This is a genomic window from Clostridium estertheticum (assembly GCF_011065935.2).
Lineage (GTDB): Bacteria > Bacillota > Clostridia > Clostridiales > Clostridiaceae > Clostridium_AD > Clostridium_AD estertheticum_A.
The window spans coordinates 3,138,029-3,162,883 of the sequence record NZ_JAAMNH020000001.1; the positions used below are offsets into that span (position 1 = coordinate 3,138,029).

General features: G+C 32.2%; 22 protein-coding genes. 1 reads left to right on the plus strand and 21 read right to left on the minus strand.

The window, feature by feature from the left end:
- Positions 1-5 precede the first annotated feature (5 nt).
- From G9F72_RS14965 to G9F72_RS15030, 14 genes are all read right to left on the minus strand, one after another.
- Entirely contained in the window at positions 6-1,061 is a 1,056-nt protein-coding gene (locus G9F72_RS14965) for a nucleotidyltransferase family protein (protein WP_164955451.1), read from the minus strand.
- 4 nt (positions 1,062-1,065) lie between these two features.
- Positions 1,066-1,713 (minus strand): NeuD/PglB/VioB family sugar acetyltransferase, encoded by a 648-nt coding sequence (locus G9F72_RS14970; RefSeq protein ID WP_164955452.1) that lies wholly within the window; start codon positions 1,711-1,713, stop codon positions 1,066-1,068.
- Positions 1,714-1,726: 13 nt separating this feature from the next.
- A complete protein-coding gene (gene neuC / locus G9F72_RS14975; protein ID WP_164955453.1) occupies positions 1,727-2,875 on the minus strand; it encodes a UDP-N-acetylglucosamine 2-epimerase in 1,149 nt (382 codons plus the stop codon).
- A gap of 46 nt (positions 2,876-2,921) precedes the next feature.
- Complete coding sequence (neuB, locus tag G9F72_RS14980; protein ID WP_164955454.1) at positions 2,922-3,965, minus strand: N-acetylneuraminate synthase; 1,044 nt, start codon at positions 3,963-3,965, stop codon at positions 2,922-2,924.
- Entirely contained in the window at positions 3,958-4,662 is a 705-nt protein-coding gene (locus G9F72_RS14985; RefSeq protein ID WP_164955455.1) for a cytidylyltransferase domain-containing protein, read from the minus strand. The genes neuB and G9F72_RS14985 overlap by 8 nt, the downstream gene beginning before the upstream one ends.
- Before the next feature lie 2 nt (positions 4,663-4,664).
- Positions 4,665-5,657 (minus strand): methicillin resistance protein, encoded by a 993-nt coding sequence (locus tag G9F72_RS14990; RefSeq protein WP_164955456.1) that lies wholly within the window; start codon positions 5,655-5,657, stop codon positions 4,665-4,667.
- An 11-nt stretch (positions 5,658-5,668) separates the two neighbouring features.
- Entirely contained in the window at positions 5,669-6,409 is a 741-nt protein-coding gene (locus G9F72_RS14995) for an N-acetyltransferase (RefSeq protein ID WP_164955457.1), read from the minus strand.
- A gap of 34 nt (positions 6,410-6,443) precedes the next feature.
- The gene (locus G9F72_RS15000) at positions 6,444-7,532 is read right to left on the minus strand and encodes a Gfo/Idh/MocA family protein (protein WP_164955458.1); all 1,089 of its coding nucleotides are present in this window, start codon (positions 7,530-7,532) and stop codon (positions 6,444-6,446) included.
- 94 nt (positions 7,533-7,626) lie between these two features.
- Complete coding sequence (locus tag G9F72_RS15005; RefSeq protein WP_164955459.1) at positions 7,627-8,943, minus strand: nucleotide sugar dehydrogenase; 1,317 nt, start codon at positions 8,941-8,943, stop codon at positions 7,627-7,629.
- A 45-nt stretch (positions 8,944-8,988) separates the two neighbouring features.
- Positions 8,989-10,830: a polysaccharide biosynthesis protein gene (locus G9F72_RS15010; protein ID WP_164955460.1), complete on the minus strand. Its 1,842-nt coding sequence runs from the start codon at positions 10,828-10,830 to the stop codon at positions 8,989-8,991.
- Positions 10,831-11,116: 286 nt separating this feature from the next.
- Positions 11,117-11,335 (minus strand): hypothetical protein, encoded by a 219-nt coding sequence (locus tag G9F72_RS15015; RefSeq protein ID WP_164955461.1) that lies wholly within the window; start codon positions 11,333-11,335, stop codon positions 11,117-11,119.
- A gap of 91 nt (positions 11,336-11,426) precedes the next feature.
- Positions 11,427-12,197 (minus strand): tyrosine-protein phosphatase, encoded by a 771-nt coding sequence (locus tag G9F72_RS15020; RefSeq protein ID WP_164955462.1) that lies wholly within the window; start codon positions 12,195-12,197, stop codon positions 11,427-11,429.
- A gap of 215 nt (positions 12,198-12,412) precedes the next feature.
- Positions 12,413-13,477, minus strand: a complete 1,065-nt coding sequence (locus tag G9F72_RS15025; protein ID WP_164955463.1) for a tetratricopeptide repeat protein — start codon at positions 13,475-13,477, stop codon at positions 12,413-12,415.
- A gap of 127 nt (positions 13,478-13,604) precedes the next feature.
- Complete coding sequence (locus G9F72_RS15030) at positions 13,605-15,338, minus strand: phospho-sugar mutase (RefSeq protein WP_164955464.1); 1,734 nt, start codon at positions 15,336-15,338, stop codon at positions 13,605-13,607.
- A 464-nt stretch (positions 15,339-15,802) separates the two neighbouring features.
- Between G9F72_RS15030 and G9F72_RS15035 the strand changes: the two genes are divergently transcribed.
- Positions 15,803-17,293 carry an aminotransferase class I/II-fold pyridoxal phosphate-dependent enzyme gene (locus G9F72_RS15035; RefSeq protein ID WP_164955465.1) on the plus strand — a complete coding sequence of 497 codons (1,491 nt, stop codon included), beginning with the start codon at positions 15,803-15,805 and terminating at the stop codon, positions 17,291-17,293.
- A gap of 19 nt (positions 17,294-17,312) precedes the next feature.
- Here the strand turns inward: G9F72_RS15035 and G9F72_RS15040 are convergent, their stop codons facing one another.
- The 7 genes from G9F72_RS15040 to G9F72_RS15070 form a co-directional block, all read right to left on the minus strand.
- Positions 17,313-18,161: a hypothetical protein gene (locus G9F72_RS15040; RefSeq protein WP_164955466.1), complete on the minus strand. Its 849-nt coding sequence runs from the start codon at positions 18,159-18,161 to the stop codon at positions 17,313-17,315.
- A 250-nt stretch (positions 18,162-18,411) separates the two neighbouring features.
- Positions 18,412-18,990 carry an indolepyruvate oxidoreductase subunit beta gene (locus G9F72_RS15045; RefSeq protein ID WP_164955467.1) on the minus strand — a complete coding sequence of 193 codons (579 nt, stop codon included), beginning with the start codon at positions 18,988-18,990 and terminating at the stop codon, positions 18,412-18,414.
- Between the two features lie 2 nt (positions 18,991-18,992).
- The gene (iorA, locus tag G9F72_RS15050; RefSeq protein WP_164955468.1) at positions 18,993-20,759 is read right to left on the minus strand and encodes an indolepyruvate ferredoxin oxidoreductase subunit alpha; all 1,767 of its coding nucleotides are present in this window, start codon (positions 20,757-20,759) and stop codon (positions 18,993-18,995) included.
- 67 nt (positions 20,760-20,826) lie between these two features.
- Complete coding sequence (locus G9F72_RS15055; protein WP_164955469.1) at positions 20,827-21,723, minus strand: phosphate butyryltransferase; 897 nt, start codon at positions 21,721-21,723, stop codon at positions 20,827-20,829.
- Between the two features lie 60 nt (positions 21,724-21,783).
- Positions 21,784-23,214 (minus strand): type I glutamate--ammonia ligase, encoded by a 1,431-nt coding sequence (gene glnA / locus G9F72_RS15060; RefSeq protein WP_164955470.1) that lies wholly within the window; start codon positions 23,212-23,214, stop codon positions 21,784-21,786.
- Between the two features lie 147 nt (positions 23,215-23,361).
- A complete protein-coding gene (locus G9F72_RS15065) occupies positions 23,362-24,375 on the minus strand; it encodes an alpha-hydroxy-acid oxidizing protein (protein ID WP_164955471.1) in 1,014 nt (337 codons plus the stop codon).
- A gap of 14 nt (positions 24,376-24,389) precedes the next feature.
- On the minus strand, positions 24,390-24,851 hold the full coding sequence (locus G9F72_RS15070; protein WP_164955472.1) for a DUF523 domain-containing protein: 462 nt from the start codon (positions 24,849-24,851) through the stop codon (positions 24,390-24,392).
- Positions 24,852-24,855: the final 4 nt, after the last annotated feature.

Below are 24,855 nucleotides of genomic sequence, written 5' to 3' on the forward strand. Positions count from 1 at the left end.
TTTTCTTATAATTTAAAAAATTTATGAATATCCGTGTTGGCCTTTCTATAGTCTTCTATTTGACCTATATCCTTCCAATACTCCGTTATCTCATATATACCTGTCTTATGTTCATTATTCATTGCATCTTCTATTAAATCAGTCATATTATAAACTTCGTCTTCTTTTATGTATTTTATAATTTCAGGATTAACCACATATACTCCACCATTAATATTAAATTTATATGTAGGCTTCTCTTCCAAAGACTCTATAAGCATATTATCTGTAATTAATACTCCATAAGGAACATTAATTTCATAATTTCTAACACCTACAGTTATATTGAAGTTGTTTTTTATATGATGATTTAAAAATTTTTCAAAATCAATTCCTGTTAATATATCGCCATTTATAACTATAAAAGGTTTTGTGAATTTTTCTTTTACTAAGGCTATGGAACCTGCTGTACCTAGTTTTTTAGTTTCTCTAATGTATTGTATTTTTACACCAAATTCACTTCCATTTTTGAAGTAGTCCTCTATTATTTCTCCTTTATAATTAAGAGAAATAATAAAGTTTCTAAAACCATATTCTTTAAATTGTTCTATTATAAGCTCTAATATGGGTTTATCACCAACTGTTAGCATAGGTTTCGGTACTGTTTCTGTTAAAGGTCTTAATCTAGTACCTAGACCACCGGCTAAAATAAAAACATAATTATCCTTTTTTTCATAAGATATTATATCATCTAAAAAGTATAAGTCTATAAGTTTTTTATCTTTATCAATAACAGGTACCTGTCTTATCTTATTACTAAGCATATACTCTTTTGCTTTCTTTTTACTATGCTCTTCTGTTACAAATTTAAAATTCTTAAAATATGTGCTTTCTATACCATCACGTATGTTAGAACCTTTAAGTATAGCCCGTCTAATATCACCATCTGTTATAGTTCCCACTAACTGATTATTTTCATTTACAACTAAAGCTCCACCAGTTAAGTTTTTATCAATAACCACCATAGCTTCTTTTATTGTAGAACCCGCTCCTATACAATAATTATCAATTGGAAATTTCATAATATCACCTGCGCTTTATAATTTTTGCTGGAATTCCTACTGCAACTACATTATCTACTATATTTTCAATAACCACAGCTCCGGCTCCTATAATTACATTATTCCCTATATGTACTGATTGAATTATAGAACTTCCCACACCTATATGGGTATTACAGCCAACATTCACCCCGCCGGCTATACAAGCCCTAGGTGAGATATGGGTGTTTCCTTGCACTTTGCAATCATGTTCAATTACTGCACCAGTGTTTATTATACAATTCTCTTCTATGAGAACACCTGGATTAATTATGGCTCCTGCCATTACGCAAGTTCCAAAGGCTACATTTGCATAAGGAGAAACTATTGCACCCTTATGTATAAGTGCAGGTATATTAAAACCTATAGCCAAAAGTTCCCTGTATATCTTATCTCGAACCACAATATTCTGCAGTGCACCAACACATACAAAAGCATTTTTTACTCCAGTGTTGTATAGCTCTTTTAAAATGCTGTCATCACCTATTATAGGTATATCTAATACAAGGGTGTCTTCACCACAGGCATAAGCTTTGTCCGTTACACCCACTATATCATATTTAGAAGTACTTTTTATAATGTCTATAATAACCTTGCAATGACCACCTGCACCTACAAGTACGATTTTCTCCATAATATCACCTCAACTAGTAAGTTATTCTTTTTTGTATAAGCTCCCTATCTAGGACTATCTCACTTAAAATTTGTGCTATTTTACCACTGGCATTACCATCACCATAAGGATTTGTGCAGGTTTCTAATTGTTTCTTAAAATTATGGTCTTCTAGTGCTTTTTTAATTCCTGCTTTTACAGCTTCTTTCCCGTAAGGTACATCTATTATATTGCAGGCTCTTAGTCTTCCACCCTGCCTTGATCCTATATTTACTACAGGTAACTTAAAGCTAGGAGCTTCAATTATACCTGAAGATGAATTCCCTATCATTACCTCTGCTATTTCTAAAAAGCTTAGGTACTCTACTTGACTTAAATTTCTAAATACCTTTAAGAATGGGTACTTAGATCTGTACTCCTCAATAACCCTTATAATTTCACGTCCGCCATTATCACTATTAGGATATGAAACTATAGTTTGGTAGCCAAGTTCTACCACCGCATCTAGTGTTTCTCTTATCTGCCACTCTACCAAGTCTCTCTCTGTAGTTACTGGATGTTGCGTAAGTAAAAATATCTTATCATCTTCTAATTTAAATCTTTCCAGCATTTCACTTCTTGATAAAAGAACTGTTTTTTTAATATAATCAAGACCTGGAGCTCCAACTACAAAAATATTTTCTTCCCTCTCCCCTAATTTAAGGATTCTTTGTTTACTATCCTCATTAGCTGGAAAATGAATATGAGAAAGTTTAGTTATAGCGTGTCTTACAGATTCATCAACGGTTCCAGTTACTTCCCCTCCATGAATATGTGCTACAGGAATATTCATATGAATAGCTGCCGTGGCTGCCGCTAGCATCTCACCTCTATCCCCTAGTATTAATACAACATCTGGTTTTATTCGATCAAAGCACTGTGCCATACTTATAATTGAAAGACCTATTGATTTAGCCATTGCTGCCCCTGTGTCTGAAGCAAGTATTGTTTCAAACTTATCCGCTATTTCAAAGCCATCTTTTTCTATCTCATTTATAGTCATACCAAATTCAAGGCATAGATGCATACCACAGGCAATAAGTTTAAGGTCCAATGCTTCATGTTTTTCTATTTCTTTAAGAACATGATAAAATATACCATAATCTGCTCTTGTACCAGTTATTACCGCTATTTTTCTTTTCATATTTAATCTCCTATCCTATATCAAGATGAAATAATTTGGCTCATTTTTATTCCACCATATTTAAGGCTATTTGCTCATTCATTTTAATATCTCTGTTAGTTTTTTTACCAACAATATCCAAATAAAATTTAGGTGAAAGTCCAGTTCCTGGTCTTTTGTAATCTAAGTCTATTAAACTTATACTCTCTCCTGCATTTATATCTCTAGCAGCTACTATACTTTTTCTTGCTGCTTTCACAGTATCTACTTCACTAGGATTATACATCTTAATACCACTTCCAAGTGCTATTTCTACATTTCTAATAGCTGTAACCATGTCTTTTAGCTCTATAGGATTTAGAGATGCACTATGATCTGGTCCTTCCATGTCCTTATCTATTGTAAAATGCTTTTCAATTATATTTGCTCCCATAGCAGCTGCGGCTATAGGCACTGTTATCCCTTGTGTGTGGTCAGAATACCCCGACACAATTTTAAAGGCATTTTTTATAGTATTCATGGCGTTTAAGTTAACACTTTCAAGCTTAGCTGGGTAATTTGAAGTACAGTGGAGCACTGCTACTTCTTTATTCCCTATGCAATAAATTGCATTTATTGCATCTTCTATTTCTGAAAGTGATGCCATACCTGAAGATAAAATTATAGGTTTATTAAATCTTGCTATATGCTCTAAAAATGGAATATTAGTTAAATCCGCTGAACTTATTTTAAAAGCCTCCATGCCTATAGATAATAAAAAATCAGCGCTTTCAAAATCAAAAGGTGTAGATAAAAACATAATTTTCTTGTGCATACAATATTTTTGTATTTCTATAAAGTTTTCATATGAAAGTTCTAGTTTCTTTAACATATTAAACTGGGAGTCAACTTTGCCAATATTATTCTTTTGATACTCTGCCATGTCTGCATATCCAGTGACTAATTTTTCAGTCTTAAAGGTCTGAAATTTTATTGCATCAACTCCCGCAAGTACAGCTTCATCTACCAGCTTTTTTGCTATATGTGTATCTCCATTATGATTAACCCCAGCCTCTGCAATAATAAATGCTGGATTTCCATCACCTATAATTTTACTTTCTATTTTAAACATCCATACTCTCCTTTATTATCAGTTCTACAAGTCTTGCATCTAGCATTGTGTCAATGTCTACAGAACTTTCCTTGTCCATTACATAAGGGATTGTATCTTCATTAACAAATTTCTTTTCATCCACTAGCATATCTGTTGAATTTATATATAGTGCACCATTAAATATATAAAAAGTAGGTAAGTCTTGGCGCCTTAGATTTGTTCCCTCAAAACTTATGACTTCCTTTAATTTATCATTTTCTATATTTCTCATAAGAATAGGATTTTCCTCTGCTTCACAAACACTAACTAATGAAGTTCCGCTAGACTCAATAATTTTTTCTATAGCTTTATCCAGATGCTCAAAAGTTCTTAAGGGTGATGTTGGCTGTAATAATATTACGTAATCAAAAGTTATATTATTATTTTTATAAAAATCTATTGCATGTATTACCACATCTATAGATTTTGCACTATCACTTGATAATTCCTCTGGTCTTAAAAAAGGAACCACAGCACCATATTGCTGCGCTATTACCTTTATGACATCACTATCTGTTGATACAATTATTTCATCTATGTATTTAGATTTCTTCCCTGCTTCTATTGTATAAGCTATAAGTGGTTTACCACATATAGCCATTATGTTCTTATTTGGTATACCTTTTGAACCACCTCTTGCTGGAATAACAGCAAGAAATCTTTTATTCTTATACATGATTATCCCCTTTTAAGTATGATTTTTCCATATTTTCTTATGTCTTGTTTTAAATTTAGCATAATTGATTTATTTTTAATTATTCTGAAGTATTGTTTTTGCGTAGCCCCAAAGGAACGAAACATGCTTTCTATTTGTGGTACTACTGAACCTTCAAAATCAAATTTATCAGTAAAGCCCGCAGAATATTTGATAGCTTCAAACACATTTAAATACATGGCTCCACTGCTTCTAAATTTAGGATCTGCACCACCCAATAGATAATAAGCACAGTTTTTATCATACACAAGATATAATGCAGCATGAAGATTATTTTGTGCATCCATTGTGAAAAACATTTTTCTTGAATTGTTTTTATTTATTATAGCATCAAAGCTTTTAAACCACTCAAAATCAAAAGGTACTCGCATATTTTGCCTTTCAAAAGTTTTTCTCAGCATACTATACATATCTGAAAGAGTCAAGTTATCAACAACCTTTAGATTCTGACCTATTGCTTTATTTATAACTGACTTAGTTTTATCTGCAAACTCACCTCTTACCACTTCCATATTTTGAATATCTTCTATTACGTAAGTGTACCTGGTTTGCTCGTTATAACCCTTCCACATAAATGGCATCCAGTTAGTAAAGTTATAGTGAAATGAACAATCAAAATTTTTGAATTTAGGAATGTTATCCACAAAATCCATAATTATATCTTTTTCTTTAGAGATTCTCTTTACATACTTCATTTCTGAGAAATCAGTAAAAACTATGCCCAGGGTTTGGGTAAGCTTCGGCATAGTTATATATCCATTTTCATTTTGAGTTATGGGCATCCCTGCCACCATTCTATCTCCTTTATCAAAGCACCCTAGTATATTATACTTTGAACCTACTGCATCTAGCCAGAAGCTTTTAGCAAATATACAACCTTGGGGAGATTTATCTACAAATGCGTCCCACATTTCATATTCATTTTTCTCTAAATTTCTAAAATTAAAATTTCCCATATTTACATCCTTTATTGATTTTTAAGCAATTGATCAGCTGGTACAGCTCGAAGCACTTTAGCTGGATTTCCAACTACAATTTTGCCTGCTTCCACGTCTTTAGTAACTACACTTCCCGCTGCCACTAAAGCATCTTCGTGTATGATTTTGCCAGGCAAGATAACAGCTCCGGCTCCAATTCTGCCACCTTTTTTTATAGTTACTCCTTTAAATTTTCCAAACCTTTCCTTAGAACGGGCTGCATAATTATCATTAGAAGTTGTAACACAAGGGGCAATAAATACATAATCCTCAACCTGCGAATAAGCTGTTAAATATACATTAGTTTGTATTTTGCAGTTAGACCCAACGCTGCAGAAATTTTCAATAGTTGTTCCGCGACCAATAATTGTTTTTGAGCCTACGGTTACATTTTCTCTTATTACAGCGGTGTCAGCAATAAGTGTTTTGTCTCCAATTTCGCAGCCGCAGTAAATTATCACACCTGCCCCTATAAGACAACCTTCGCTTATTTTAGCAGGAAGCAATTTTTCTTCATCTTTGAAAATACTGTTTACGGACCTCATAGGTTGTTTACCTATTATAGTATTATCATCTATTCTAACATTGTCAGAAATAATAGTTCCTAGGTGAATAACCACATTACTGCCAATAATACAATTAGCGCCTATTACCACATCATCATCTATTACAACAAAATGTCCCATTGTTACATTGTTGCCCAATTTGCTTTTCTCTGAAACATAATTCATGAAAATAACCCCTTTTCATATGATATTTCTAAAATTATTTCTTCATTTCGAGTGTTGAGAAATCTCCCATTGGGAATTTAACTGGAAGCCCTGTAAGTCTCGATTTATATGCCGCAAGTATTATAGACATACCTTTTTTACCTTGTTCTCCATTTATAAGAGGTTGTCTATCCATATTTATAGCATCTATCATATCTTTATATAGTGGAGTATGTCCGAAGCCATATACTGAATCTGGGTCTCCCTTTTGCTGACTTAATATTTCTTCCTCAGTATCCACATTATCTCCAAATTTCCAAGTTTCTATAGAATTAACTGCAAGTCCTCCAATACAAACCGTACCTGTTTCACCAAAAATGCTTAATGTTTCTTCTAAATTTTTAGGATATACGCAAGCAGAGCCTTCAATTATACCTATAGCACCATTTTTAAATCTTATCATTATTGCTCCAAAATCCTCAGCTTCTATATCTCGAAGGAAGGTATCACACTGAGCATAAACAGTGTCTATTTCTCCACCCATCATCCATTGTAATAAATCAATATTATGAATACATTGATTCATTAGTGTACCACCGTCGAGATCCCATGTTCCTCTCCAAGGTGCTTGCTGATAGTATCCCATATTTCTATTCCAAAGAATTCTTGCTGTTCCATTAATTAATTTTCCGAATCTATTTGCTTCTACAGCAGCTCTTAACTTTTGTATTGGCTCATTAAATCTGTTTTGGTGACTAACACAAAGCTTTACATTATTTTTACTTGCACATTCAATCATTCTATCTGCATCTTGAGTAGATAGAGCCATTGGTTTTTCTACAAGTACATGTTTCCCAAGATTCATACAATATATAGCTATTTCTGGATGATATCCACTTTCAGTAGCTATAGAAACCATATCTATATCTGCACTCTCAAGCATTTCTTTATAATCCGTATAAACTTTTACATCTGCATTTTCTCCCAGTGCCTTTATGTACTCATCTTTTTTAGAAATAGCATTAGCTTCTACCACATCACAAACTGCAACAAGCTGAATTTCTGATTTATTTTGAGTTATAGCCTCTACATGTTTGTAAGATATTCTTCCACATCCTATTATTGCTACCTTTACTTTTTTCATTTAAATTCCTCCTTGATGATTTGCTATAATTATGGCATGCAACATTATAAAATAGTTTACAATGCTTGCATGCCATAATTTTATATTACTTTAATTAAAGTTTATTAATTTTTTCTCTATTATTTACAACAAACTTTGTAGCGTTTCTAGTGTCATATAATAAACTAGCTTCTGCTACAATTCTTTCATAATCATAATCACTATGATCTGTTGTTATTATTACTATATCTGCATTCACTATTTCATTTTCCCAATTTACAGATACATATTCTTTGCCCTTATGGCTGAATTTTGGGATAAAGGGATCATTTATTATTATGTCAGCACCATTCTTTACTAATTGGTCAATAACCTTTAATGTTGGTGATTCTCTCATATCATCTATATCTTTCTTATAAGCAGCACCCATAAGAAGAACTTTTGCTCCGTTTAGTGCCTTTTTCTGACCATTTAAAAGTTTCATAACATTTTCAAGGACAAATTCAGGCATATAATCGTTAATTATACCTGAAGCCTCTATTAATTTCGTATGATAATCAAATTCTTTTGCCTTCCACTCTAGGTAGAATGGATCAAGTGGTATACAATGTCCACCAAGTCCTGGGCCTGGGTAAAATGGCATAAAACCATAAGGTTTAGTTTTAGCTGCATCTATTACTTCCCAAATATCAATATTCATTCTTTTACACAAAATAGCCATTTCATTCGCTAGCGCTATATTTACATTTCTGAAAGTGTTTTCAAGAATTTTTTCCATTTCAGCTACTGCCGGAGAAGAAACTTCCATTATATCTCCCTCTAACACACTTCTGTATAGCATTCCTGCTACTTCAGTACAATCTTTGGTACATCCTCCAACTATTTTTGGAGTGTTTTTTGTATTAAACTCTTTATTGCCTGGATCAATTCTCTCTGGAGAGAAGGCTAGGAAAAAGTCAACTCCACATTTTAAACCTGATTCTTCAAGTATTGGTTTTAACACCTCTTCTGTTGTTCCTGGATATGTTGTACTTTCAAGTACTACTAGCATTCCCCTATGTAAATACTTAGCTACACTTTTAGTTGAATCCACTACATAAGATAAATCTGGTTGCTTATATAAATCTAGTGGTGTAGGTACTGCAATACAAACTGTATCAACATTAGCAACAAAGCTAAAATCAGTAGTAGCTTTAAGTTTTCCTTCTTCTACTAATCTAGTTAAATCTGCATCTAAGATATCACCAATGTAATTATGTCCTTCATTTACCATTTGAACCTTTTTATCTTGAACATCAAAGCCTATTACTTGATATCCTACCTTAGCCTTTTCTACAGCTAGTGGCAATCCCACATAACCGAGACCTACTACACCAAGTTTAGCTGTTTTGTTTTTTAATTTTAACAATAATTCGTCTTTATATTGAGACATTTTATTACCTCCTATAACCTTAAAGGTCTAATTTAATAGTTTTTTTTAGTTGCTCTTTCTTTTATACGTAGGAACTTTTTCTTCCATTAAAGCAAATACAGCTTCTTTATCTCTTCCCACCACATTTCTAAAATCCTCAATAGATTTTTCAATAAAATCTATATCATTTCCAATAGGTTTTTCAACGTAAATTTTATTATGTGAAGTGGATGTTAAAGCTACCTCATCCATCAGAAGCTCTTCATAAAGTTTTTCTCCCGGCCTTAGTCCAATAAATTCAATCATTATATCTACATCTGGTTCAAGTCCTGATAGAGTTATTAAATCTCTGGCTAAATCAACTATTTTTACAGGTTCTCCCATATCCAGAACAAATATTTCTCCACCTTTTGCCATTCCTCCAGCTTGAATAACTAATTGCGCGGCTTCAGGTATTGTCATAAAGAATCTATTTATATCAGGGTGCATAACTGTTACTGGTCCCCCATGGGCAATCTGTTTTTTAAATAATGGGATTACTGAACCATTGCTTCCTAAAACATTACCAAATCTTACAGCCACATATTCAGTATCACTAATTGTGTCAAAGGCTTGAATTATGAGCTCACAAAATCTCTTAGTAGCTCCCATAATGTTTGTAGGATTCACTGCTTTATCAGTGCTAATTTGAACAAACCTTTTTACCCCAAATTCATGACTACATTTTACCACATTATAAGTTCCTAGTACATTATTCTTAATGGCCTCTGCTGGATTTTTCTCCATAAGTGGCACATGTTTATGAGCGGCCGCATGAAATACTACATCTGGTTTGTTGCTTTCAAAAATTTCTTTTAATCTATCAATATCTCTAACAGATGCAATAATGAATTCTTTATTTAACTGCGGAAACTCATAGTTAAGTTCCATCTGTAAGTCATAGGCATTGTTTTCGTAAATATCTAAAACTACTAGTTTTCCAGGCTTAAATTTAGCAATTTGCCTGCATAATTCGGAACCTATAGAGCCCCCACCACCTGTAACTAATATTGTTTTACCTTTAATATATTTATCAATATCTTCGGTGCTTAATTTAACTGGATCTCTTCCTAAAAGATCCTCAATGTTTACATCGCGAAGCTCACTAATGTTTACTTTTTCGTCCACAATTTCATAAATACCAGGAATTGTTTTTAACTTACATTTAGTCTTTTTACAGATGTTTAGTATTTCTGTTTTAGTTTTAAAATCTGCTGAAGGCATGGTAATAATTATTTCCTCAACGGATTGCTGATGGCAGATTGAAATTATCTTATCTCTACCACCTAATACTTTAATACCATTGATTATTTTATCCTTTTTAGATAGATCATCATCAATTAATCCAACAACATAATATTTAAGTTCACTATGCTTACTAATCTCTTTTACTAGAAGTGCACCTGCATCGCCGGCACCTATAATAAGAATGTTTACGTTCTTATCACACTGTTTATTTTCTCCCTTTTTTTGCTCTGATATCCTATATATAATTCTAATTCCACCTAGGGTAATTACACATAGAAGCCAAAATATTATATGCACAGTAAATGGGAACCTAAAATACTCACTTTTAAATAAGATAAAACTAACTAAATAACTATAAATTACAAACACTATATTTGCGAGTGATATGGAATATACTATAGAGAACAATTCCTCTATAGAAGCATATTTCCATATACTTCGGTACAATCCAAATATTTTATTAAAGCCTATTATTAAAATTAGCACTGGAATAATTGAAAGTTTAAAAAATTGAAGGTCTTTACTAGGGATATTAAAATCAAATCTCAATAGTAGAGATATATATAATGATGCCAAAATACAAATAATATCCACCGCAAAGACCCTTTTATCAGTTTTCATGAAGTCCACATCCTTTATTTAGTTTTAAATCCACTGTTACTCCCCTTAATCATTCTACCTTATTTCCAAAATTATTCAACATTTTTTTTATACTTCTATTATGCGATATCTTTGCACATATTATTATATCCTAAAACCTTGTTTTTGTATAATTTAATGGTGTTTATTAACTATTTATTTATAATTTATCAATATATAGTTGTTTTTTCTGGTTAAAATTAAAAATTCAAGGACAACCGGCAATTAATAATTGCTAATTGTTCTTGAATTTTGTTGAATTACAAATTTAGTATAAGTATTTAGGAACATCAAAATACAAATTACTATTTGAAAAATTATCCATAATTGCTTTTATGTTTTTTGTTTGTTTATCAGCCCACACTATGTCTGTTGCATATAACTTTTCTCTAATGTTTTCATCTTCTTTTTTAATAACATTTAAATAAAGATTAAAATGTATTATTAAGCAAAAAAAGCCTTTTGATTTGGCTTTTTTACTCTTCAATTAAGGCATCTAAAAAAATAACAAGTCAGAATACTTGTTATTTTTTCAGATGTCCAATATACTCTAAGATTTGTAGACTTTTATTCAAAATTTATTTAAAAATATTGAACAATGAAATTCCTTTTTTCTTTTGTTTTAATTCTAAAAACTCCATGGTGGATACATTATTTATAATATTAGTTTGATTTTCTAAAATCCAGTTATAGGTAGCTAGATTTTTTTCTTTTACTATTTCATAGGCTATTTTTAACCTAGTTTTTCTACTTGTAATATTATGCCCATCACTACCCAGAATATGTACCATATTCTTTTTTACAAATTCTTCCGAGGTTTTTTTCACTTCTTTTCCATAGTCACCCAGTAAACTTCCAGTATTAATTTGCATTAGAACACCTTGCTTAATTAAATTAATTACCAAATCATGGTTTTTCATAATTTTAAAATTTCTCTCGGGATGGGCTAATATGGGCCTGGCTCCAAGTAACATTAATTCATAAAACACATCTTCAGTGTACATAGGAAATTGTCCCATAGGAAGCTCAATAAGTAAATATTTAGATCCATTAATTCCCCAAATTTTCTTTTCACTATAGAGTTTTGGTAAATTGGGGTGCATATAAATTTCTAGTCCTTCTAAAATTTTAATTTTAAAATTTTCTTCCTTAGAGGCTAGAACTAATCTGTCTAGTTTTTCAAGGTATTTTTCTCTAGTAATTTCAAATTCCTCAGTTATAAAATGAGGGGTAGCACAAATATATTCTACCCCTTCATTTTCTGAAATTTTCACCATTTCAAGAGACATATCTAAGCTTTTTGCTCCATCATCAATTCCATGGATTATATGACTGTGAAAATCTATCATAATTCTACACCCTCTAAATCCCTACTTCTCTTTATCATAATACCCTTTGTAATATTTTCCATAATAAATACTTACAGCCTCCGGAACTTTATTAAACACGATTCCTATTACTTTTCCACCACCGCTGGGTTTGGGGGAATAGGACCACTAGTCAATATAAAAAGATCCTTAACAGTGGACTCAGCCATACAATCTTCTTTTTTTTACATTTTGAACTAATACATCAATAGATTTTCTAATTGAATTACAATTTCATCTAGTGGATCTATTTTTTTAGCCATATCTAAATGTAGCTTGGCCGATTCAAAATCTTTAACATTTATATAACACATAACAAGATTTGTACATACCTCTATGGATTTTGTAACCTCAAAGGCCTCCCTAAAATATCTTATAGCAAGTTCGTAATTTTCAAGACAGGCATAGTTAATTCCGAACTCTATTATTACCTCAATTAAATCTTCTTCAATTGCTACTGCTTCATTCAAATAGTATATAGCCTTCTCATAATTTTGCAAAATTCTATAAGCTACAGCAGTGTGGTAATATATATCTGGTCTATCCCCCAATTCATCCATTAACGGTATAAAAATTTGGAGTGCAGCTTTAGGATCCGTAGGTATTAGCTCTTTTCCCTTTTGAAAACTTGTTATAGTTTCTAAGTTATTTTTAAGTTCAATAACCTCTGTTGTTAGCTCTCCACCACCTGCCACATATTTACTTATGGCAATGTAGGCTACATCATGTTCCATTTCACTATTAAAAACTAATGCTTCATATAGATATGGATTACTGTAATTAGTAATTTTTTTAGCCCTTTCTACAAGGGCTAATTGTTCTCCCTTGAACATAATATTAGTGGATCTTAATTTATCCACTAACAGAAAAATCTTATCGTAATTTTCACTATTTTCTTCTATAGTTAATAACCCCTTTAAGATAATATATGCTTCTTCATAATTTTCATTTTGGATTTCTTTAAAAATCACACCCTTAATAAATCCTATTGAACTTGGAATAGTATTTATAATTTTTTTATACTCATCAGTATATTTAAAATGTTCATCTGCTCCTAGAACATAAAACATCCCTTCTATAAATAGATTAACTGGTATATTATCAAAATCCTCTTTTTTCTTTATTTTTTCTATTATCTCATTAGTTCTCACTGGGAAGTATATGTCCTCTAAAATGACATATTCATTAATTTTACTGGTCTTCTTAATTTCTAAAAAAAGAAGCGCTGATAATTTTTCCGAAAAATATGTTTTGATGTCCATGCTTACACCTTCCTAATAGTCTTAAATATTTATGCTACAAGTACCAATCTTAATAAGAATAATATACTGCGGGTAATTTGTAAACCACATTATTGGTAATTATGGTCCGAAAATAATGAACAGTTTTTTAAATTTTGCATGCTTCATCTACTAATGACATAACATTTTCTTTAAGCTGAATTATTTTTTCAGATGTATTTTCTATTGAATTTCCCTTAACAGATATATAAATTTTCATTTTTGGTTCAGTGCCAGAAGGCCTTACTACAAACCAAGACCCATCCTCCAAAACAAACTTTAATACATTTGATTTTGGAAGTTCTATTACTTCCGATTTGTGGTTTATTAAATCCACTTCTAAGCTAGCTCTATAGTCCATTTTCTTTACGATTTTGTTATTTCCTAGTTCATCTTTCATTGAAGATCTTAAATACTCCAATATCTTACTTATTTTTTCTGCACCATCTTTTCCTTTTAGCTCAATCGAAACTAGAGCTTCCTCATAGAATCCATGTTCACTATAGATGTCCATCAGTGCATCGTACAAACTCATTCCTTTATTTTTATAGTAAAGTGTCATTTCACAAATTAGCATTGCAGCTATTACAGCATCTTTATCACGTACAAAATTTCCAGCTAAATAGCCAAAACTTTCTTCAAAACCAAATATAAACTCTTTTTCACCACTCAGTTCAAACTCTTTAATTTTTTCTCCAATATATTTAAATCCTGTTAGCACATCTAATACTTCAACATTATATTTTTTTGTGATAGCCTCTACCATATCTGTTGTAACAATGGTCTTTATTATCACACCATTTTTAGGCAATTCATTAGTTCCACACAATGCATTTAAAATATAATTACTTAATAATACACCTGTCTGGTTTCCTGTAAGAACCCTGTATTGCCCCTCTTTATCCTTAACCACCACTCCAATTCGATCACAATCAGGGTCTGTACCAAAAATTATGTCTGGATTTATGTCTTTTGCCATTTCAAGTGCTAATGCAAAAACCTTCGGATCTTCTGGATTTGGATATGGTGCTGTTGGAAAGTCTCCATTTGGCATTTCTTGCTTCTTTACTACAAAAACATTATCATAACCGAGTTCTCTTAAAACTCTTCTCACAGGCACATTTCCAGAGCCATGAATCGGAGTATAAATGATTTTTAAATCCTTGGCATATTCCGCAATTAAGTCTTTTCTCACAGTTAGATTTTTAACCTTCTCAATGTATGATAAATAAAGATTTTCTCCAATAATTTTTAGCATTCCATTTGTTTTCGCTATAGAAATTTCCATAGTTTTAACTTTAGAAAAATCTTTTATGCTCTTTGCACAGGTTATAATTTCATTTGCTACTTCATCAGTAACTTGTCCACCATCATCACCATAAACCTTATAGCCGTTGTACTGCTTAGGATTATGTGATGCAGTAATTACAATCCCCGCCTTACTTTTTAGTTCTCGCACTGCATAAGATAAAATTGGAGTTGGTGTTAACTTGTCAAATAAATTAACAAAAATACCATTAGCGCATAGAGTCATTGCGGCAGCTCGTGCAAATTTCTTTGACATATTTCTTGAATCATAGGCTATGCAAACCGATATATCTCCCTTATATTTTAAGTTTAGGTATTCTGCTAAACCTTGAGTAGCTTTACCAATGGTGTGTATATTCATTCTATTTGTTCCTGCACCCATTACTCCTCTAAGTCCTCCTGTACCAAATTCTAAATCTTTATAAAATCTATCTTCAATTTCGTTTTCATCTATTAACTGTTCTAACTCTTTTTTTAATTCCAAATCTATGGAATTAGAGTTAATCCAACTTTTATATTTGTCACTGTAAGTCATATATTACCCTCCTTGAATTCCTCTAGAGCAGACATTACTTCTTGCATTCCTTCCAATTTATAATTATTCTCTCATATTATACTATCATACCAGTACAAATAGAAGGCATTTTTAGTGTCTTTATTATGAATTATTCTCATATCCTAGTTCCACGTTATCCGAGTACTTTTGTTTTGATATCTAACAAAAAGTATAATATAGCTATTTAAAAGTATAATATAGCTATTTAAAAGTATAATATATTTAGTTGACTAATCTTTACTGCCTTAATATGTTTTATTTGGAAATTTAAAATTATTATTGCATTTGCATATTTTATCCTTTATAATTATAAATTGTTTGAATGAATATATTAAAAAAAAATTTTAAAATATTTGGAACATAAAAATAAATAGAATAGTATACTTACTCCAAATTTATTTGAATGTACCTTAGTATAAATTCTTTTGAAAGGGGTGTATAAATTGTATAGATTAAATCAAAATGAAACTCCATTATTTGATGCTTTAATGGAATATGTTAACAGAGATACCTTACCACTGCACGTACCTGGCCATAAAAAAGGAATAGGCGCTGATGAACAATTTAGAAGTTTTATGGGGGATAACCCTTTTAAAATTGACGTTACAGTTTTTAAACTTGTTGACTCTTTTCATCACCCAACGGGACCTATTAAAAAGGCTCAAGAATTAGCAGCGGATGCTTATGGCGCTGATGCCTCATTTTTCTCAGTTCATGGTACTTCAGGAGCTATTCAAGCGATGATTATGTCTGTAGTTGGATCTGGAGAAAAAATAATTGTACCTAGAAATGTTCATAAATCTATAACCGGCGGAATAATACTTGCCGGTGCTGTCCCAGTTTATATGCAGCCAGAACTAGATAAAAAAATTGGTGTTGCTCATGGAGTTTCACCAGAGACAGTAGAAGCAACCTTAAAGGAAAATCCAGATGCAAAAGCAGTACTTATAATTAACCCAACATATTACGGAGTTTCCACTGATATTAAGAGCATTGCAGATATAGTTCACGAATATGACATGCCTCTTATAGTAGATGAAGCTCATGGACCTCATCTTAAATTTAATGATAGATTACCAATGTCTGCAATGGAAGCTGGTGCAGATATATGTTGTCAAAGCACTCATAAAATTATAGGATCATTAACTCAGAGCTCTATGCTACATGTTAATTCAAGGCTTGTTAACCCAGCTAGAGTTAAGCAACTAATAAACTTAATGCACACAACTTCACCTTCCTACATACTAATGGCTTCATTGGATTGTGCAAGACGTCAAATTGCATTGCATGGCGAAGAGCTTTTAGATAAAACTATTGATTTATCTAATTATGTAAGAAGTGAAGTAAATAAAATCCCGGGACTTTATTGTTTTGGTGAAGAGGTTTTAGATGGTTTTGGAGCTTATTCTATTGATCCAACTAAAATCACAATAACCTGTAGAGATTTAGGTATAACAGGTTATGACTTAGATATGATACTTTCTAACAAATATCATATACAAATGGAATTATCTGATCTTTATAACATATTAGCAGTTGGTTCCTTTGGTGATACAGAAGAAGGCATGGAGAAATTACTTACAGCACTAAGAGAAATAAGCAATGAATACTATGGCAAAGGCATTAAAAAATCTGATTTTATAGATATACCTAGTATTCCAGAACAAGTTCAAATTCCCCGTGAGGCCTTCAACAGTGTAAATACTGCTGTAGAAATTAAAAAGAGTGTTGGCATGATAAGTGGAGAATTTTTAATGGCTTATCCACCTGGTATTCCAATACTTTGTCCTGGTGAGAGAATAACACAAGAGATTATAGATTATGTTGAAAAATTAAAAAACACTGGGTTATATGTTCAAGGAACTGAAGATCCAGAAGTTGAATATATAAAAGTTGTTAGAGAAGAAGATGCTGTATATATAACTGTTGAATAAACGTAAAAAGAACTCCAAATTAATTGGAGTTCTTTTTACTTCTATTTAATTTTACTCTATAATCAATACTTTCTTTTTCAATAGCGCTTAAGTACTTAAAATATTCAGTATCTGACTTTTTACTTATGATTTCACAAGTTTCCACTAATTTATTAAAATACCCCATCATATAGCTTATCTTCATTAGTGGTCCAGTTATTTTATGATTAAATCTAACGGACATCTGTTTTCGCTTCTTTTCTGCAGTTTTTTTAATATTTGTATAGCATCCTCTAGCAGAATCTATCAATTTTATCTTTTGTAAATTTATGCTTAAGGCTTCTCTATAAGTTGGCAATAATTCTTCCAGCATATACGCATTAAAATATTTTTTTTCCGTCTTATAATTTCCCGCTTTATCCATAAGTTGTTTTAATACTTCATTATTTTTTCTTCTAATAGTGGGTAATTTACTAATTACTTGTTTTACCTGTTCTGAGTCCACAATTCCTTCTTTAGTTAAGAAATCTAAACCATCCACCACTAATTTATAATCCTTCCTATCCTTTTCAATTGCACCATTATCTTGAAATGCATTCACTATGCAGATTCTGCTCTCTGTATTATAAAACACCTCTGAGAAATAGGCTAGTTTTGCCAGTCTTTCTTGTAGTGATTTTTCACTTATAATTTCATTCTTTTCATTAATATAGAGATACCCCAAATTTTCTTTTCTAAAACTTTTAAATAATTTTTTAGAAAATGTAATTTCTTTATATAATATATTATTATATTCCAAAGCAGTAAATATCTTAGCTACTTCACCTTTCCTTGTATATTGTTTTATGTGCTCTAATATTTCTTTAGATGGTAGTGAGTATATTGGCATTTTAATTCCTCCTTGTCGCTCTCTTACGTACAAAACAATTATCCGTTGTTTTGCCCCTTGCTACAGTCTTTATTTATATTATAACAAATTTTTAGAAATATCCCACAAAAATATACAATTTTCTACTTAGCGAGCTATCTTAAATATATAAGTTGCATTATTCGCTAAGTTACAATGAAAAATAAGAAATAAGAGCTTTAACTCAAAGCTCTTATTTCTTATTAAAAATTCACTAAAGTTGCTAGGATAATTACTTAACATTCATACCTGCACTAAATGCCTTCCTATTTATTTCTATAGCTTTTGGAGGCACTATATCACTAATAACTTCCTCCCAGTTTATATTTTCTAATTTAAGCACTTTAATTGTAGCTCCTAGGAGAACTACATTTTGCGCTTTAATATTACCAAGATTTTTAGCAATTTCAGCAGCATTAATAACTACTACGTTATGAACCACCTCAGTTAATCTTTCGTTTACATTCTCAGGATATTTTTCTTTACCGGTTAAGACTGGTACTGGATGTATTTCATAATCATTAACTACAATATATCCATCTTTCTTTAAGTAAGGTAAGTATCTAGCCGCTTCACTTTTTTCAAAAGATACTATTACATCTACTTTACCTTTTTCTATTAGTGGTGAATAGACCTTTTCTCCAAACCTTACTTGTGTAGTAACACTCCCTCCTCTTTGAGCCATGCCATGAACTTCTGACATTTTTACATCATATCCACTTTTTAAAAGTCCTTCTGTCAATATTTTAGATGCTAGAATAGTTCCTTGTCCACCTACACCTACAAATAATACATTTTTACTTTCGCACATAATTATTCACCAACCTTTTCTATAGCTTTAAATGGGCATACTTGTTTGCATAATCCGCATCCATTACACATGGAGCTATCTATACTTACAACTCCATCTCGGAATCTTAATGCTGGGCAACCTGTTTTTAAACAAGTCTTACACTTTTTACATTTTTCTTGATCAATAATACATTTGATTCCTGCTCTAGCTTTAAGTACATCCTTAATTAATGCACAAGGTTGTTTTGTTATTATTACAAATGGCTCTGTACTATCATGTGCTTCCTTTACTGCCCGCTTCGTCTCCTCTAGTTTATATGGATCTACTACTCTTATATTTTCTGGTTTAATACCACAGGCAAGAACTAACTTTTCAATATCAATCATTGGTGCAGGCGTTCCTTGAAGGGTTTTTCCAGTACCAGGATTTTCTTGATGTCCTGTCATACCAGTAATTCTATTATCTAAAATACAAGTAACTATTGGAGTATTATTATATACTGTATTTATAAGACCTGTTATTCCTGAATGGAAGAAAGTTGAGTCTCCAATGAAAGCAAAAACTTTTTTATCATCTCTATTAGCTACCATATTGGCTCTTTCAATACCTGTACCTGCAGAAATTGAAGCTCCCATACATATAACTGTATCTGTTACATTAAGAGGGTCTACCATTCCTAATGTATAGCAGCCTATATCACCAGATGATATTATATCTTTGTATTTAGATACTTGATAAAAAATTCCTCTATGTGGGCAACCTGGGCATAATACTGGTGGCCTTGATGGAGCTTTTACATCTGTTGAATAAGTAAGATTGTTAACTTCACCTAAAATAGCTTTTCGTATTATGTCAGGGTTTAATTCATCACAAATAGGAATTATTTCTTTCCCTATGCAGTCAATTCCCATTGCTTTAATTTCAGTTTCCAAATAAGGATCATTTTCTTCTATTATATAAAGTTTTTCAACCTTAGTTGCGAATTCTTTAATCATTTCATCTGGAAGTGGATAGCTCATTCCTATTTTTAAGTAAGACGCTTTATCTCCAAAAACTTCTTTAGAGTATTGATAAGAAATACCACTGGTGATTATTCCTATTTTAGTATTCCCCAATTCTATTCTATTTAAAGGCGAAGCATTAGAATATTGTCTTAATGCTTCTAATCTTTCTTCTACTTCATAATGTTTAGCCTTTGAATGTGCTGGTGTCATAATATACTTCTTAACATTCTTCTCGTAGGGTTTTACTGCTACTGATTTTTTTTCTCCAAGCTCTAGTGCAGATTTAGAATGACATACTCTTGTAGTAACTCTAAATAAGATAAGAGTATCAAATTTTTCACTAATTTCATAAGCTGCTTTCATATAGTCTAAGCATTCTTGTGAATCAGATGGTTCTACCATTGCTACTTTAGCATGTGGTGCATAGTACCTATTATCCTGCTCATTTTGAGAGGAATGCATTCCAGGATCATCTGCTGTAACTACAACAAAACCTCCGTTAACGCCTTCATAAGCCATTGTAAATAGTGGGTCAGCAGCTACATTTAATCCAACATGTTTCATAGTAGTGAGTGTTCTTGCTCCACCAATAGATGCACCCGCTGCAACTTCGAATGCTACTTTTTCATTAGGTGCCCATTCTGCATAAACGCCTTCATATTTCGCTAGATTTTCAAGTATTTCTGTACTAGGTGTTCCTGGATAAGCTGATGCTATATGGCATCCACCTTCATAGGCACCTCTTGCAATTGCCTCATTACCTGACATTATTACTTTTTTCATATATTATTTCCCCCCTTGAATTCCTCACGGTCACTAAACAATTATCAATTGTTTAGCCCCTTGATTTTTAAACTACCACTGCTCCTAGAGCTATAGAATATAATTTTGATTTTGCGCTATCAGCCCTGGAAACCAATACAACTGGACATTTTGCTCCTACTATAATGCCCGCACTTTCAGCTTTTGCAAAGTAAGTAAGCGATTTACCTAAAAAGTTTCCAGCCTCTATATTTGGTACAAGTAAAATGTCACTATCCCCAGCTACATCGCTAATAATACCCTTGTGCTCTGCAGCCTCCTTTGAAATTGCATTATCTAGACCCAACGGACCATCAATTAAACAACCCTTTATTTGCCCTCTTTTATTCATTAGTGATAGTGCCGCAGCATCTATGGTTGCCTGCATTGAAGGATTAATAACTTCCACAGCGCAGATAGGCGCAACCTTTGGAATATCTATTTGCAAAGCATGTGCTACCACTACCGCATTATTAATTATTTCAATTTTTTCTTTTAGTTCAGGGCAGGTAACCATACCTCCATCAGTTAAAAACAATAATTTGTGGTAAACAGGCACATCATAAACCATAACGTGTGATAAAAGTCCACTGCCTCTTAAGTTAGCTTCTTTGTTTAGCACTGCTTTTAATAAGTCAGAAGTACCAAGCATCCCTTTCATAATGAAATGAGCCTCACCACTCGATACAAGTTCTACAGCTTTTGCAGCAGCTTTTATCGTGTTTTTTTCATTTACAATTCTAATACCTTCAAGACTTAAATTTTCTGAAGATGCAATTTCAACTATTTTATCCTCATCCCCAACTAGTATTGCATCAACAATTTGTAGTTTAACTGCTTCTACCACAGCCTTTAAAACTATACTGTCTTGTGCTACTGCTACTGATAATATTTTTTTATCTTTGCCTATAGCAAGTTCAATTAACTCATCAAGTCTTTTAATCATAATCTAACCCCTTTCTCTTAACATCTATAGTATTAATTATTTGTGCTTTATTATTAAAAACTATAAATCATAGTACAACTGAAATTCTATTGGTGATGGAACTGGCAATACCTTTTTTATTTCCTTTTCATATTTGAACTTAATCCAAGTATTAATAAAATGCTGATCAAATACTCCACCTTTTAATAAGAAGCTAGAATCTTTTTTAAGTTCTTCAAGTGCTTCTTCTAAAGATCTTGGTAATACTTGAATTTTATCTCTTTCTTCCGCTGGCAAGTCAAAAACGTTTACATCATATGGTCCAAAACCTTCTTCAGTTGGACAGATTTTATTCTCTATACCATCAATACCAGCCATAAGTATTGCAGAATATGCTAAGTATGGATTTGCTGTACCATCTGATGGTCTAAATTCAAATCTTCTAGTTTCAGGGTCTTTAACATATCCAGGAATTCTTATTACTGCACTTCTATTTCCTGTAGCAAAACAAATTGACACTGGTGCTTCAAAGCCAGGTACTAATCTTTTATAAGAATTAGTTGAGGGATTTGTAAATGCAAGTAATGCTTTAGAATGCTTTAATATTCCACCAATAAAATATAACGCAGTTTCACTCATTTGAGAATATCCATTTTCATCAAAGAAAAGGTTTTTTCCATTTTTTCTTAAAAGCATATGAACATGCATTCCACTTCCCGCTTCTCCAAATAATGGCTTAGGCATAAACGTAGCAGTTTTGCCGTGAGCTACAGCTTCATTTTTAATTAGATATTTTGCCATCATTGTAGCATCAGCCATTTTACTCATTTTCTCTAATTCAACCTCTATTTCAAGTTGACCAGCGGATCCTACTTCATGGTGATGGTATTTCACAGGTATACCCATCTCTTCTAATTTTAAACACATTTCACTTCTTAGATCATTATTAAGATCGTAGGGTAACCCTAAATGGTAACTTTTTTGGAAAGGTGCTTTATATCCAAAATTCTCCTCTTTATTGTTAGTATTCCAGGGGGCTTGCTTAGAATCTATGAAAACCTCTTGATGATGACTTGTAACTTCAAAATTTATATGGTCAAATATATAAAACTCAAATTCTGGTCCTATTACGTATTCATCAGCTATTCCCAGGTCTCTCATGTGTTTTTCTGCTTTTTCAGCTATAAATCTTGGATCACCTGAAAATCTTCCTTCGTTTTTACCAAGAGTGTACATATTTGCAATCATACTCAAAGTTGGTATTTTGCAATAAGGATCAACAAAAGCTGTAGTCATATCAGGAAGAAATCTCATATCTGAATCCTCTATAGTAGAATACCCATAGCTTGATCCGTCAAAGCCTATTCCTTCAGAAAAAGTCTTTTCTGATAGTCTTTCAACTGGTATAGTTAAATGATTCCATCGACCTGGTAGTGTTACTACTTTAAAATCTATAAATTTAATATTATTTTCCTTTATAAATTCTTGTACTTCATTAATATTATTAAACATTTCTAAGACCCCCTGCATCTTTATTGAAAAAATTTAAATATTCATAATTTTAGTATAATGCATGAATTTAATTTGTCAATTCAACCTGCTAAAGGAATTGGAATAAATCAAAAAAAGCCACAATATTTCTGTGGCTTTGTGTTAAATTTAGTATAAAATTCTATTATTAACATGTTTTATAGATTTGCAACCTGTAAGTACCATAGCTGATTTTAATTCACCTTTAAGAAATTCAATGTAAGATTTCACACCCTCCGCCTTACCACCAAATGAAGCCACTACAAATGGTCTACCAATAAGAACAGCATCTGCACCTAGTGCTAGCATTTTAAGTATATCTGCACCACTTCGAACTCCGCCATCAGCTAAAATAATTACTTTCCCCTTAACTTCACTTGCAATCCCCTTAAGAACATCCGCTACGCCGGGAGTTTGGTCTAATACTCTTCCCCCATGATTTGACACTACAATTGCAGCTACTCCTGCTTCTACTGCAAGTTTTGCTTCATCTGGTGTCATTATCCCCTTAAGAATAAATGGAAGCTTTGTGGATGCAACAATTTCTTTAATCTCTTCTACAGTTTTAGGCATAACTGGTTTACCAGCAAGGGCTAAGGTAATAAGACCACAAGCATCTATATCCATACCTATAGCAAAGGCACCTGCCTTTTCTGCTGATTTAATTTTTTCTATAACATTTGCATTTTCCCAAGGCTTTAGTATTGCAATTCCATTTCCACCTTGTTTTTCTAATTGTTCAAGATTAGTTGTAAGAAAAGAATCTACAGCAGTATCTCCAACCATTGGGAAAATCCCTCCGGAGAGGCATCCACTTATAACCCAAGATATATACTCTTCTTCAGTAAATTTGCCACCCATATTTAAGGTTGTGCCTGATATTGGTGCAGCAAACACAGGCATATCCATTTTTCTCCCAAATAATTCTGTGGAGGTGTCTGGATTTTTTGCATCATGTATGGTTCTCATATTAAGTTTATAAGTACTAAGTGCTTCTATATTTATTTTGAAAGCATCTCCAGTTCCTTTTCCACCCATTCCAGGTACTTCACCAGCACAAGCAACTCCATTACATATAGGACAAACTCTGCAGCTTTTATTTAAATTACCTTTAGCTTCTCTTAAAACATCTTTATAATTCATGTCTTATTTCCCCCTTAGTCAAATTTTACTCTATCTAAATTTTCTTCTGTATAAACTTTTATTCCTCTGGATATTAATAACTGCGCAGTAACTCCATTACCGGATCTTTTAGTCCTACTGAAAGTTCCGTCGTATATTTGTGTTACTCCGCAAGAGGGGCTTCCTGCTTTTAAAATGGCAATACTAGCAGAAACTTCTACTGCAATTTTTAGTGTTTCATAAGCACCTTTTATAAACTCTGAAGTTACATCATCACCTTCTGATCCAAGAATTCTTGCTTTACCCATTAATACATCCTCTCCATTGCCTTTTACAATTTCACGAGGAGTCCTAGGAGTTTGCATACCCCCTAGTTGTTCTGGACAAACAGGTATTGCTTTTCCTTCTTGCATTAATTTAAGAACCCTTACATCTAAATTATTGCCTCCATTATACTTACAATTAATACCACATAAACAAGCACTTACAATAATCATAACC